Origin of the sequence: Sphingosinicella rhizophila (assembly GCF_032378825.1) — a bacterium.
In the GTDB taxonomy this organism is placed as follows: Bacteria; Pseudomonadota; Alphaproteobacteria; order Sphingomonadales; family Sphingomonadaceae; genus Allosphingosinicella; species Allosphingosinicella rhizophila.
This window is the reverse complement of the sequence record NZ_JAVUPU010000004.1, coordinates 316,875-329,601: the sequence shown is the minus strand read 5'-3', so window position 1 is coordinate 329,601 and position 12,727 is coordinate 316,875. Positions and strand designations below refer to the sequence as shown.

15 protein-coding genes are annotated in these 12,727 nt (G+C 63.5%); 7 read left to right on the top strand and 8 right to left on the bottom strand.

Annotated features, from left to right (window positions below):
- Positions 1–19: 19 nt before the first annotated feature.
- The gene (gvpU, locus tag RQX22_RS10145; protein ID WP_315726097.1) at positions 20–457 is read right to left on the bottom strand and encodes a gas vesicle accessory protein GvpU; all 438 of its coding nucleotides are present in this window, start codon (positions 455–457) and stop codon (positions 20–22) included.
- Positions 458–688: 231 nt separating this feature from the next.
- Between gvpU and RQX22_RS10140 the strand changes: the two genes are divergently transcribed.
- Positions 689–823 carry a hypothetical protein gene (locus RQX22_RS10140; RefSeq protein ID WP_315726095.1) on the top strand — a complete coding sequence of 45 codons (135 nt, stop codon included), beginning with the start codon at positions 689–691 and terminating at the stop codon, positions 821–823.
- Positions 824–1,687, top strand: a complete 864-nt coding sequence (locus RQX22_RS10135; RefSeq protein ID WP_315726296.1) for a CorA family divalent cation transporter — start codon at positions 824–826, stop codon at positions 1,685–1,687.
- 8 nt (positions 1,688–1,695) lie between these two features.
- Here the strand turns inward: RQX22_RS10135 and RQX22_RS10130 are convergent, their stop codons facing one another.
- Both RQX22_RS10130 and RQX22_RS10125 read right to left on the bottom strand, forming a co-directional pair.
- The gene (locus RQX22_RS10130; RefSeq protein ID WP_315726093.1) at positions 1,696–2,820 is read right to left on the bottom strand and encodes a glycosyltransferase family 4 protein; all 1,125 of its coding nucleotides are present in this window, start codon (positions 2,818–2,820) and stop codon (positions 1,696–1,698) included.
- Complete coding sequence (locus RQX22_RS10125; protein ID WP_410001631.1) at positions 2,817–3,686, bottom strand: UDP-2,3-diacylglucosamine diphosphatase; 870 nt, start codon at positions 3,684–3,686, stop codon at positions 2,817–2,819. Before RQX22_RS10125 ends, RQX22_RS10130 begins: the two co-directional genes overlap by 4 nt.
- A gap of 309 nt (positions 3,687–3,995) precedes the next feature.
- Here RQX22_RS10125 and RQX22_RS10120 point away from each other — a divergent pair, with 309 nt between their 5' ends.
- Complete coding sequence (locus tag RQX22_RS10120; protein WP_315726090.1) at positions 3,996–4,757, top strand: class I SAM-dependent methyltransferase; 762 nt, start codon at positions 3,996–3,998, stop codon at positions 4,755–4,757.
- Complete coding sequence (locus RQX22_RS10115; RefSeq protein WP_315726088.1) at positions 4,757–5,368, top strand: hypothetical protein; 612 nt, start codon at positions 4,757–4,759, stop codon at positions 5,366–5,368. Before RQX22_RS10120 ends, RQX22_RS10115 begins: the two co-directional genes overlap by 1 nt.
- Positions 5,369–5,421: 53 nt before the next feature.
- Here the strand turns inward: RQX22_RS10115 and RQX22_RS10110 are convergent, their stop codons facing one another.
- A complete protein-coding gene (locus tag RQX22_RS10110) occupies positions 5,422–7,065 on the bottom strand; it encodes an aminotransferase class III-fold pyridoxal phosphate-dependent enzyme (RefSeq protein ID WP_315726086.1) in 1,644 nt (547 codons plus the stop codon).
- Between the two features lie 59 nt (positions 7,066–7,124).
- On the opposite strand from RQX22_RS10110, the gene asd reads away from it, so the two are divergent.
- Positions 7,125–8,012, top strand: a complete 888-nt coding sequence (gene asd / locus RQX22_RS10105; RefSeq protein WP_315726084.1) for an archaetidylserine decarboxylase — start codon at positions 7,125–7,127, stop codon at positions 8,010–8,012.
- Between the two features lies 1 nt (position 8,013).
- Here the strand turns inward: asd and RQX22_RS10100 are convergent, their stop codons facing one another.
- Complete coding sequence (locus tag RQX22_RS10100) at positions 8,014–8,331, bottom strand: PilZ domain-containing protein (protein ID WP_315726082.1); 318 nt, start codon at positions 8,329–8,331, stop codon at positions 8,014–8,016.
- A gap of 208 nt (positions 8,332–8,539) precedes the next feature.
- Here RQX22_RS10100 and RQX22_RS10095 point away from each other — a divergent pair, with 208 nt between their 5' ends.
- Positions 8,540–9,091, top strand: a complete 552-nt coding sequence (locus RQX22_RS10095; RefSeq protein WP_315726080.1) for a pseudouridine synthase — start codon at positions 8,540–8,542, stop codon at positions 9,089–9,091.
- Positions 9,092–9,125: 34 nt separating this feature from the next.
- Here the strand turns inward: RQX22_RS10095 and RQX22_RS10090 are convergent, their stop codons facing one another.
- Positions 9,126–10,292, bottom strand: a complete 1,167-nt coding sequence (locus RQX22_RS10090) for a cupin domain-containing protein (RefSeq protein WP_315726078.1) — start codon at positions 10,290–10,292, stop codon at positions 9,126–9,128.
- Positions 10,293–10,471: 179 nt separating this feature from the next.
- The gene (locus RQX22_RS10085) at positions 10,472–11,443 is read right to left on the bottom strand and encodes a manganese catalase family protein (protein ID WP_315726076.1); all 972 of its coding nucleotides are present in this window, start codon (positions 11,441–11,443) and stop codon (positions 10,472–10,474) included.
- A gap of 174 nt (positions 11,444–11,617) precedes the next feature.
- Between RQX22_RS10085 and RQX22_RS10080 the strand changes: the two genes are divergently transcribed.
- Positions 11,618–12,406, top strand: coding sequence for a ZIP family metal transporter (locus RQX22_RS10080; RefSeq protein WP_315726074.1), 789 nt, complete (start codon positions 11,618–11,620; stop codon positions 12,404–12,406).
- 19 nt (positions 12,407–12,425) lie between these two features.
- Here the strand turns inward: RQX22_RS10080 and RQX22_RS10075 are convergent, their stop codons facing one another.
- Positions 12,426–12,662, bottom strand: a complete 237-nt coding sequence (locus tag RQX22_RS10075) for a DUF6894 family protein (protein WP_315726072.1) — start codon at positions 12,660–12,662, stop codon at positions 12,426–12,428.
- Between the last annotated feature and the right edge of the window lie 65 nt (positions 12,663–12,727).

The window sequence follows — 12,727 nt, the reverse complement described above, 5'->3', positions numbered from 1 at the left end:
GGATCCGTCTATATGGGTCTCAAGCGCTCTTCAGCGCGCCCAAATGGAACCCGTCCACCTCCGCGATCCTGCCCCGCCACCACACGCCATGGGCAGTGGGCATCGCGGTGGCGCCGCCGAAGACGCGCGCGTCCTTGAGGTGGATATATTTTGGATTCGGCTGCGGCAGACTGTCCGTCTCCGCGGTCGACTTCAGCATGGAGGCGAAGGCCTCGTCGAGCGCCCCGGCTACCGCCTGCGATCCCTTCAGATTGGCCGAAAAAGCCGATCGCATCGCCTCCAGATATTGCTTCTGGCTGCATAAGGTTCCCGACACCAGCTGCCCGCCGACGCACAATGTCACGCCGGTTTCGATCCCGAGCTTCGCCCAATTGACGAGTTGCAGCAAAAGCCAGTCATGATCCCGCGGGACAAAGGTCTCCTGATCCTCCTCTGTCAGGATCAACTCGTCGGACATTCGGGCATTTCCTTTTCGTTCGGCGCCGCCGGCCAGGCCGTGCGATTCTTGCGAGCGGACCCTAGCCGCTGCTTCTGCCGTGACAAGCGCGCAGCGGGCGGCCATGGCTCCGCTTGCCCTTGCGTCACTTCTGCCGGTCGTCTTCGTCCCCGGCTTCGGCAGTCTTGATACCGTCGCATTCGGGGTCAATGATCCGGAGACTCGCACAGGCTGCTGCACAGGAGTGCCTCAATGCAGGATCTCGTTCGCGGCGGACCGGGCCGATCTTCGGCGGAGCTCATCTGGGGCCTGGATTTTACCGGCGGAGACATATCGGAAATCGAACGCTTGGCCCTTCCAGGCGAGGATGCCGGGCTGTTTCGCTGACTGCATCTCAACCTGGTCGACCAGCGGGCCCGGCACTGGATCGAGAACGAAACCGCATTTCCGGAAGCAATACGGACGTTGCTGCTGGCGAAGGATGTGCACCAAAGTGCATTGGTCGACCAGGGTTTCCTCGGCTGCGTGCTCCACGATTTCGAGCGGGACTTCGATGCCCGGATCGTCGATCGGGTGGGAGCGCTGCGTTTCGTGCTGGGCCCGCGCTTCATCGTCACTGCCCGCCACCACCCGCTCCGATGCGCCGATATCATCCGCGGACGGATCGCGGCGGGCGCGCGGGTGCCGACCGCCGCCACCGCGCTCGATCTGCTGGTCGATGCGGTGATCGAAGCGGAGACGGATCTGGTGCGCGGCCTCAACGAAACGGTGCTGAAGGCCGAAGACGATCTGCTCGATGACGGCCGCTCGCCCGATGCGCGCGCCATGGCCAATGTCCGCCGGCGGGCCGTGCAGCTTCACCGCTTGCTCGGCGGGATGCGCGCCGTCTTCCAGCGCATCGAGCAGGACGAGGATCTGCCGGAGGCCCTGCTTCCGACGGTGGAGCGGGTTTCCCAGCGTATCCTCGCCGTCGATGCGGATGTGGTCGCGACCCAGACCCAATTGCGTCTCTTGCGCGACGAAATGGATTCGCAGGCGGCGCAGCGAACCAACCAGAATCTCTATGTGCTTTCGATCCTGACCGCGCTGGTGCTGCCGGCAACCTTCATCACGGGCATATTCGGCATGAATACCGGCGGTTTGCCGTGGGCGACGTCGCCGATCGGCACCCTTCTGGCCGGGCTGCTGGCGGTCGCATCGGCGGCGGCGGTTTGGATGCTGCTGCGCGCGCTCGGCCTGGCGCGGCGCTGAGCTGAGCGTCAGCCGAGCTTGGTTGCGCCGATTAGCGCCTTCGAAGGCGCGCCCGGATCTACGGATATCCGGCTCTTGGCTGCCGCCGGCATGGCCGCATGGCGCGGCTGCAGTCCCGCCAGAAACTGTGCGGTGCAGGCGTGCCAGCTGAATCGGCGCCCCTCCTCGACACACGCCTTCCGGTCCACAGTGAGCGCGGCCCGTATCGCCGTGTCCAGATCCTCGTCCAAGGCGCCGATCCGATGGCTGCTGCGCCTGCCGATGCCGCGCCCTTCCGCACCGACGACGTCGATCGGGCCGCGCACCGGATAAGCCGCGACGGGAAGCCCGCTGGCGAGCGCCTCGACCATCACCAGTCCGAACGTGTCCGTGCGGCTCGGGAAGACGAAGACGTCGGCAGAGGCATAAGCCGACGCCAAATCCCCGCCATGAAGCATGCCGGGGAAGTGCACCTCCGGAAAGCGGCGCTGCAGCGCTTCCCGGGCGGGGCCGTCGCCCACCACGATCTTGCTCCCCTCGACCCGGCTAGTCAGGAACGCCTCGATATTCTTCTCGATCGCGACCCGGCCGACATAGAGCTGGATTGGTCGTCGCAGGCCGGCCATCGCGGGCAGAAGCGGGCGATCCGGGGAGAATGCGGTCACGTCCACGCCGCGCGACCAGATATGGGTGCGCGGCAGTCCCCGCTGGCGAAGTTCGGCGGCGAGCGTCTCGGTGGCGGCGAAGACCCGGCGCGCAGGCCCGTGGAAGCGGCGAACCGCCGGCCAGAACCAGTCGGCCGGCAGGCGGGTACGGGCCGCGACATAATCCGGGAAGCGGGTATGGAAGGACGTGGTGAAGGGCATGTCCCGCTTCAGGCACCATCGCCGTGCCGCCCAGCCAAGCGGACCTTCGGTAGCGATATGCACCGCATCGGGATCATGGTCCGTCAAGCGGCGGCCGACCCTTCTTCCGCAGCCGAGCGCCAGGCGTATTTCCGGATAGGAGGGACAAGGCACGGCGGCGAACTGGTCGGGCGTGACCGTTTCCACGTGATGGCCAAGGCCGCGAAGGCCGTCGACCGTCATTCCCAGGGTCCGGACAACGCCATTGACCTGCGGGTGCCAGGCGTCGGTGACGAGCGCGATCCTCAAGCCGGTACCGCCAATCGCGGTTTGGCCTCGGCCCTTATCCTGGCGCTCTCGCGCTTCCGCGCGGCCCAGTCGATGATTTCCATCCGGCCGTCAAAATGCTCGACCAGGGCGGTGCAGCTTTCGACCCAGTCGCCGTCATTATAGTAAGTGATGCTGCCGAACTGCCGGATTTCGGCGGAGTGGATGTGGCCGCACACCACTCCCTCCACGCCCCGGTCGAGCGCGGCATGGGCGACCACTTCCTCGAAGCGGGAAATGAACTGGACGGCATTCTTGACGCGCTTCTTGAGGTGGGCCGCCAGTGACCAATATGGCAGGCCGAACATGCGCCGGAAGGCGTTGACGAGGGCATTGCTCTTGAGCAGCAAGGTGTAGGCATGGTCGCCAAGGAAGGCGAGCCACCTGGCATAGAGGACGACATTGTCGAACATGTCGCCGTGCAACACCAGCAGGCGGCGGCCGTCGGCGGTGACGTGGATATCTTCCGGCAGCAATTCGACGCCGCCGAAATGCAGGCCGACATAGTCCCGGAAGGCTTCGTCATGATTGCCGGGAATATAGATCACGCGCGTCCCGCGTTTGGCCTGCTTCAGCACGCAGCGGACGACGTCGTTGTGCCGCGGCGGCCAATACCAGCCCTTCCGCAGCTGCCAGCCGTCGATGATGTCGCCGACCAGATAGAGCGTGTCGCACTGGATGGAGCGGAGGAAATCGAACAGCAGTTCCGCATTGCATCCGGGGGTTCCCAGATGAAGGTCCGAAATCCACACGGTGCGGAAACCGAGGCGCGGTCCATGCGGCTCGCGATGCTCGGGGTCCTGGATCCATCCCGGCAGCACCGGCTGCTGCGCCTGCTCCTTGGCCATCGGCCTCGGCGCTTCCCGAAGAGCTTCCACCAATCTTGATGAAGACGCCATCCCCGTGGTTCCTAGTGGCTCGGTTGAAATGCGTTCATGAGGCCGCCTTCAGGCGAAGAACAAGTCGTGTTGGTTGCGTCTTTGTGACCGACTTTTGACTATCGGAAAGAACATCTGTGTTCTGTCCGGCGTGTCGTGAAAATGAAATAAGTCCGATGCAAAGGCTGTCACCAGGACGATTTAAGAAGCTTCATGATCCGTCGAACCAGTCCTTGGCGCGACTTGGCTGATGAAGCGAAGTGAAGAGGTGATATTGGCATGCCGGAAGCCGACGCTGGTTTCTCTTCCGTCGCGCGGAAGTCGTTCGAAAATCGACGAAAGCAGGGACCCCACGTCAATGGCTTCGTGGCGGATGCAGACCGGATCGCCGCCGTCTATGGCCGCTGGGCGCCCATTTATGATCTCATGTTCGGGCCGGTGTTCCGCCTCGGCCGCAACGCTGCGGTCGACGCGGCGGAAAAGGTGGGCGGACGTGTCCTCGAAGTGGGTGTGGGCACCGGCCTTTCCCTGCCTTCATATTCGGACGCATGCCGTATCCACGGCGTCGATATTTCCGTGCCAATGCTCGAAAAGGCACGCCGGCGCGTCGACCGGCTCGGCCTTTCCAACATCGATGCCGTAGAGGTGATGGATGCGGAGCGTCTCGCCTATGCCGACGATTTCTTCGACGTCGTGGTCGCGCAATATGTCGTCACCGCCGTGCCCAATCCGGAACGGGCGCTGGACGAGTTCGCGCGGGTGGTGAGGCCGGGCGGGGAAATCATCATCACCACCCGCATCGGTGCCGAACGGGGCATGCGCGGCGCCATCGAAAAGGGCCTGATGCCGCTGACGGGCCGCCTCGGCTGGCGCACCGAATTCCCCTGGTCCCGTTATCTTGGCTGGGCGAACGGCAAGCCTTCGATCCAGCTAGAGGAGCGGCGTCCCCTGCCGCCCTTCGGTCACTTCTTCCTGCTTCGATTCGTGAAGGTGGAAGCGGCTACCGGGCCCACGCTCGAACTTGTGAATGAGGTGGATTGATGAGCAGCTTCAGGGAACTCCTCGCCGAACAACGGTGGGACGATCATCGTTATTATCACCACAGCCTGGTCAACCAGAGCCTGCACTTCGTCAGTGCCTGCACTTTCGTCTCCGCTTATGTGATCGCCTTCAAGGATGTGGCAGTCGCCAGCCTTCTCGCATGGTGCGTGGCGATGCTCAGCCGCCAGGCCGGTCACTTCTTCTTCGAGCCCAAGGGTTATGACGAGATCAATCAGGCGACTCACGAATATAAGGAAGAGGTCAAGCTGGGCTACAATCTCGCCCGCAAATGGGTGTTCATGACCCTCTGGGCACTGAGCCCGCTCTTCCTCTTCTTCAATCCGACCCTTTTCGGTCTGTTCGAAATGCATCACGGATTCGTGGAGTTCGTGCGCCATGTCGGCCTGATGTGGCTGATGCTCGGCATTGGCGGCCTCGTCTTCCGGACCATCCAACTCTTCTTCATCCACGATGTCAGGACCGGACTGGTCTGGGCGACGAAGATCGTCACCGATCCGTTCAACGACATCAAACTCTATCACAGGGCGCCTTTGCGCCTCATCCGGCAGCGGCGGGGCATGGACGTCGGCCTGGTCCACGAGGCGCATTGACCCAGGCCCATGCGGGGCGCCGCTTGTCCAATCCGATCATGCACCGGTCCGGGTCAGCGAAGCCGGCGCCCCAATATTTCCTTCAGGATGTCGCGGCGGAGCCTGCGGTTGGTGGTGCCTGGATTGCTCCACCACCAGCCGTCGTCGCGCATCGCCTTGGCGGCGGCAATGAAGCGGTCGGCGACCGCTTCGAATTCCGCGTCGCCATGATCGAGGCTGAAGATCAGCCGGCCCGTCCCGACCCAGCTCAGCGCCAATCCTTCCGCTCTGAGATAATATTGGAACATCCAATTGTAGCGCGACGGCCGCGTGTAGCAGACCGTCCAGATCGACGAAAGATTGGCGACCTCGACCGGCAGATCCTGCTCGGCGAGACGACGGTTGATCGCTTCGGCACGGTGGTTCCAGCGCGCGTCCAGATTCGCATAGAGCGCCCGCACCGCCGGCGTTTCCAGCCGACGCAGAAAGGCGTTCATCGCCCCCATGACATAGGGATGGGCGTTGAAGGTCCCGCGGGCGAAGCAGATGTCGGCCGGCCGGCCGTCGCGAAAGCGCCTCATCAAACTGGCGCGGCCGCACAACACTCCGATCGGAAGTCCGCCCCCCAAGGTCTTGCCATAGGTGATCATGTCGGGCCGGATGCCGAAATATTCCGCGGCCCCGCCCGGGGCGAGGCGAAAGCCGACGAATATCTCGTCGAAGATCAGGATGATTCCGTTTGCGGCACAGACTTCGGCCAGTCGCTTCAGCCAGGCGCCATAGGCGTCGCGGTCGAACCCCGCCCGCCGACCGCTGTCGATCAGGGTGGAATCGGATGGCGCCGCCTGGTTGGGATGAAGCGCCTGCAGCGGATTGACGAGCACGCAGGCAATGTTGCGGCGCCGGGCCAGCACCGTCAGAGTCCTTTCGGACATGTCGGCCAAGGTGTAGGTGCGGTTCGCCGGCAGCGGGTTGCCGACGCCCGGCTGCACATCGTCCCACCAGCCATGATAGGCCCCGCAGAAGCGGACCACGTGACTGCGTCCGCTATGATAGCGGGCGAGCCGCACCGCCTGCATCACCGCTTCCGTGCCCGACATGTGGAACGACATCTCGTCCAGTCCCGATATCGCTTTCAGGCGTTGGACATTGTCGGCCACGACGGGATGATAAGAACCCAGGACCGGCCCGAGCGCATCCACTTGCTCGACGGCCTCGCGGATGCAGCTCTTGTAGAAATCATAGCCGAACAGATTGACCCCATAGGATCCGGTCAGGTCGTAGAAAAGGTTGCCGTCGAGATCGGTGACGGTGACGCCGTCCGACGCCTGCAGGAAGGCGCCGACGGCGAGATGCTCGCCGACCATCTTCCGGAACTGGAAAGGGACCCGATAGGTGGCGGTGAACTGAAGGTCGGAAAGGCCCGTCCTGACCTCGCAGGTCAGCGCCAGGCTCTTCGGGAAACGCTTCTGGAACAGGCGGGACAGGCGCTCGAAGCCCTCGCGCCGCTTCGCCGCGATCGCTTCGGGCGCGCCGTCGATTCGAAAGAAAAGATCCGGCCCATGCGCATAATAGGGAATGAACGAAGCGATGCGCTTGGCCAGGCGGACATGGCCGGCGAGCGATCCATGCTTGGCTCGCGACAAGGCAAGCCGCTCGCGGCCCTTCGTGAAAGAGGCGACGAGCAGGGCGGCGCCTGCCGAATATGCGGCGATCATGCTCAATCCGGTGGTCACCGGCTCTGGCGCTACAGGCTTTGCGAGACCGATTTTTGACAATGCGGCACGCTATCTCGAAAATCCTGCTGCAGGAGGACATCAACTTCCTTCTTACCAACCGCCTGCCCCGGCGCGCCGCCACCCGGTTCATGGGCTGGTTCAGCAAGATCGAGCAGCCCTTGATCCGGACCGCCTCGATCGCCTTGTGGCGCTTCTTCGCGGACGTGGATTTGAGCGACGCGGCCTCATCGCGGTTCAAGAGCCTGCACGATGGTTTCACGCGAGCTTTGAAGGAAGGCGCCCGTATCTTCGATCCGGACCCGGACATATTGGCGAGCCCATGCGATGCGATCGTCGGCGCGTGCGGGCGCATCCGGGAAGGCCGGCTCTACCAGGCCAAGGGCTTCCCATATGCGCTGACGGACTTGCTGGGCGACGACGAAGATGCGTCGCTCTTCGAAGGCGGGCAATATGCCACCCTTCGTCTCACCGCCGGCATGTATCATCGCTTTCATGCGCCCCACGATCTGACCGTCGAACAGGTGGTCTATCGATCGGGCGACACCTGGAACGTCAATCCGATCGCGCTGAAACGGGTCGAGAATCTGTTCTGCAAGAACGAGCGGGCATCGATCCGGGCCCGACTGGATCGGCACGGCCATAGCATCATGCTCGTTCCGGTCGCGGCGATTCTGGTGGCCAGCATTCGCCTGCATTTTCTGGACGCGAGTCGGTCCATCCGGGCCGGCGGTCCCAGGCGTATCGCCTGCGCCGCGCGGATCGCCAAGGGCGAGGAAATGGGCTGGTTCGAACATGGTTCGACCATACTCCTCTTTGCGCCACCGGGCTTCGCCCTTTGCCAAGACATCGAGGAGGGGTGCCGGATCCGGGCAGGTCAGAAACTCATGCGGCTGCCTGGGGTCCGGACCCTAATTAGGCATCGCTGATTCAGCGCCCGGCTGCATGAGTCTGGACGAGTACGTCCAGAACGGCGGGGTGGAGGGGTTTTTCGAAGCGGCACCCCGCCGTGCAACCATCCACCCAGGCGATGACGCATTCCTGCGGTTCCAGCATCGGAATCCTGATCCAGATGCGGCTTCCGACACTCATCGGGCTGGCCGTCACGATCTTCAGCCCCGCAACGGACAAATCCGCGATCTCGACTGTCGCCCGGATCATGCCGCTCCGATAGCCGGCCACTGTAGAGACGTTCTTGCGGTGGAACTTCCGTTCCGGTCGAATGGGGGTGAGTTGAACCGATATCATCGCTCCCCAATATCCCCAGGAAGTGAAAAAAATCTCTACGATCGCTATAACTTAGATTAGATTTAGTGCGCCTGGACGGGCCGCTCGCCGTGCCCAACCGGCCGTGGGGCGACAGCGGCCTCGTTTCGTAATATTCCACGATCCAGGACGATGGGCCCTTCACCGTTGCCCGCCTGTTTTCGCAAATCCACGGAGATCGGATGCTCCCGTGTCCCGGCTGATCCTGTTCAACAAGCCCTATGGCGTTCTGTCGCAGTTCACGGACCGCGGCGCGGAATCCGCGCGGGCCACTCTGTCGGACTTCATTCGCCTGCCGGGCGTCTATCCCGCGGGCCGGCTCGATCGCGACAGTGAAGGGCTGCTCCTGCTGACCGACAATGGCAGGTTCCAGGCCCGCATCGCCGATCCTCGGTTCAAGATGGCGAAGACCTATTTCGTGCAGGTCGAAGGCGCGGTCGGGGAGGCCGCCCTCGATCGGCTGCGGCAAGGCGTGGAGCTGAAGGACGGGGTGACCCGGCCGGCCGAAGCGGAGGTCGTTGGCGCCCCGCCGCTCTGGCCGCGCGATCCGCCGATCCGCTTTCGCAAGAGCGTACCCGATTGCTGGCTGAGCCTGACGATTCGCGAGGGCCGAAACCGGCAGGTGCGCAGGATGACGGCGGCCGTCGGCCACCCGACCCTGCGCCTCGTGCGATGGCGCATCGGCGATTGGACGGTCGAAGGCATGGCGCCCGGGGCCTGGCGAGAGGCCGCGCTGGCTTAGGCCTGGTCGTTTGAGGTGAATCAGGCTCTATGGTCTAGGCGTGGGCCCCCTCGCTCTGTTCGTCCAAGCCCAGGCTGCCTTGGTTGTAGAGCGTGGCCGCAAGATCCATCACGGCGTCGGAATCGATCAGCTTTGGTGTGACCGTCACGATGTCCTGCGCGCAAACCAGTTCGGCAAAGGTGCGCGTTTCACTGGCGCATTCGAAACATTGGCCGTCGACGAACAGCAGCACCTGTTCCGCTCCTTGCCGGACGAAGGAGAAGCGGCTCGCCGGATTGCGGCGCAAGATCGGCCGGGCGGCGAGATGCAGGCGCATCGCCGTCATCGTGGTCGGCATTTCCGGCCGCCAGTCCAGCTCGGCATATTTCGGCGAGCTGCTGTGGAGGCCGAACCAGCGGGCGAACGCGTCCCGGTCCAGCATCTTCTCGGTCACCATCTCATGCAGCGTTGCGATCGCATGAGCCGGGATCTCGCCAGGATTCTCCTGCGCCGCCAGATCGGGATCGGTGTAACGATCATCCTCCGCGAACTGGTCGATCAGGTGATCGGACCAGTGGCTGATCAATTCGCCGCGCGACGGCGCCCGAAAGCCGATCGAATAGGTCATGCAATCATCGCCGACCGCGACGCCTTCGTGACCGAAGCCCGGCGGCACGTACAGAATGTCGCCTGGCTCCAGCACCCATTCCTCGCCCGGCTCGAAATCGGCCAGCAGGCGCAGATCGTCGTGCGGCAAGGTGGCCGCGCCCGGCTCGCTTGAGGTGCCGACCCGCCAGCGGCGTTTGCCGAGGCCCTGGATCAGGAACACGTCATAATGATCGAAATGGGGCCCGACGCCGCCCCCGTCGGCGGCGCAGCTGACCATGACATCGTCGATCCGCCAATTGGGAATGAAGCGAAAGGGCGCGATCAAGGAAGCGACCTCCGGCACGTGATGGTCCACGGCCTGTACCAGCAAAGTCCATTGCCGCTCGCCGAGCCGGCGGAAGCGCCGCTCGTCGATCGGCCCATGCTCGACCTTCCACTTGTCGCCCGTTTCGGTGATCAGCCGCGATTCCACGTCCGGTTCGCAGGCAAGGCCGGCCAATTCCCCGGGATCGATCGGATTTTCCCAGTGCGTCCAAGGATTCCGGATCAGCAACGGTCGGCGCTGCCAATGGTCGCGCAGGAAGCCGGAAATGTCGAAGCCTTGGAGGCGCATGGTCTGCCGATCGGTGGGACGGGACCCGCGGAATAGAGCGAAGGCCGGCAGGTGCCTAGACCCGCACCGTTTTGAAGCGGAGGCGCTTGGCGCCTCCGCCGATGAGATGAATCAGGCTCAATTCAAATGTTTTGGACCTGGCCTGGCCGAGGCACCTGCCTGGCCGCACGCCGCTCCGATCACTTCTTCTTGGGCGAAGCCTTGGCCAGCTTGTCCGCATCGGCGGAAGCGGTTTCGATGTCCGCCGCGCCTCCATGGTCGCGGTCCGTCGTCTTGCCGGCGCCCGGTCCTGCACCCAGATCGACGCCCGTCGTGGGGTTGCTCGCGGGGTCCGATTTCGTGCGCGTGGCCAGCTTTTCGAGCAGCTTCAAATCGGCCTTTGGCAGACCGACCGTGGCAGTGCCGTCGCCAGCATCGATCGGCATGGTTTCCTCGAGATCGTCGATACGCTCCCATTGATCGCCCTCGTTCCACGGTCCGCTGCTGTCGCCTTCACCTTGCGAGGTGTTGACATAGACGTTGGCGTAGCGCGCGATGCCGGGCAATTTTCCCGGCGGGAAATTGTCTTCGATCGCATAGAGCGCCTTCTCGAAGGACTTCTGGTGTGCGACTTCACGCGTCATCAGGAAGCCCAGGGCATCCTTGATCCCGGGATCGTCGGTAATATTGATCAGCCGCTCGTAGATGATCTTGGCGCGGCTTTCGGCGGCGATGTTCGAACGCAGGTCGCAAGTCGGGTCGCCGCGGCTGTCGACATAGGCCGCGGTCCACGGGACACCCGAGGAATTGGTCAGTGAAGGGCCGCCTCCGTAAAGGAGCGATTGGGTATGGCTGTCGCCGCCCTGGTTGATGGCCACATACAAATCGGCTTCCTCCATCGCCGCTTCGGACAATTGCGCTTTCACGCCCTTGTTCAGCATGGCGACGATCGATCCGATCACTTCCAAATGGCTCAATTCCTCGGTCGCGATGTCGAGCAGCATGTCCTTCCGGCCAGGATCATCCTCTGCCAGGCCCTGGGTGAAATAGCGCATGGCGGCGGCGAGCTCCCCGTCGGGCCCGCCAAATTGTTCGAGCAGCAGCGAAGCCAAAGCGGGGTTGGGCTCGGCCACGCGGACCGTATATTGCAGGCGCTTATTGTGCATGAACATTCTCGAAGTCTCCGTCCGGGGGGAGTTGCCTCAACCATCCGGACACGGCGGCGTTCCGGGTCACGGGCCGCAACTGATCTCGATTAGTGATTTCTTTCAATAGGATGTGATGGAACTCGCCGGTGGCAGGATGGTTCGATTCCTGTCCCGAGATCGCGCCAAGGATCATATTGTTTGAGCCAATCCATCCTGATGACCGGCTTCCTGGCAAGCCTTGCCGCCGGGCTCGCCACAATGATCGGGGCGTTGCCGATCCTGACGATCGGCCGGCCGACCGAACAGCAGCAGAATCTGTTCCTCGGCTTCGCGGCGGGCGTGATGCTGGCGGCATCCTTCTTTTCCCTGATCATCCCCGGCATCGAGCAGGCTCAGGTGCAGGGGGCGGGGCGTGCAGGCGCCGCTGCGATCATTGTCGCCGCGGTCCTGTTTGGCGCGGTGACTGTGGCCCAACTCAACCGCTTCGTCCCTCCGCTCGATCGCATCGGGCTGGGCCCCGGCGCGATCGCCGATGCCGCCTCCCACCGCCGCGTCTGGCTTTTCGTGGCGGCGATCACCTTGCACAATTTGCCGGAGGGACTGGCCGTGGGCGTCAGCTTCGGCGGCGGCGATATGGCGGCCGGGGCGGCGACGGCGCTCGGCATCGGGCTCCAGAATATTCCGGAGGGGCTTGCGGTCGCCGCCGCGCTTGCGACCCTGGGCTATTCGTCCCGCCGTGCGATCGCCGGCGCGCTGGCATCGGGTCTGGTCGAGCCGGTGGGCGGCCTGATCGGGGTCACCCTGGTATCCCTGTCGTCCGCTTTGCTGCCCTGGGGCTTGGGATTTGCCGCCGGCGCGATGATCTATGTGGTCGCTTCGGAAATCATCCCCCAGACTCATCGCAGGATCGAGTTCCGCGGGCGGGCGACGGCCGGCCTGATGGTCGGCCTTGCCGCCATGATGTTCCTCGACGTGACAATGGGCTGATCGTGCGCGGCCGGAACGCTCATTCCTCCAGGGTGAAGGATTCCCTGAAAGTCACGGTCAGCGCGAGGCGGCCCTGTTCGTCCAATACATCTATCCTGTGGGCGAGATGGAGATAGCCTTCCCTCAATTCTTCGCACGCAATGGCGCGAACGTTTTCCAGGGCATGCGTATGCGCGGTCTCCAGATCCGGCAGCTCCTTTCCCTCTTCATCTACGGTGACGTCGTCGTCATAGAGGTTGAAATAATAACGTGGCATCCGGCCTAAGCGCTGTCCGGAAAATTTAGTTCACGATCTTGAACCTGGATCAATGCATTTTCCGG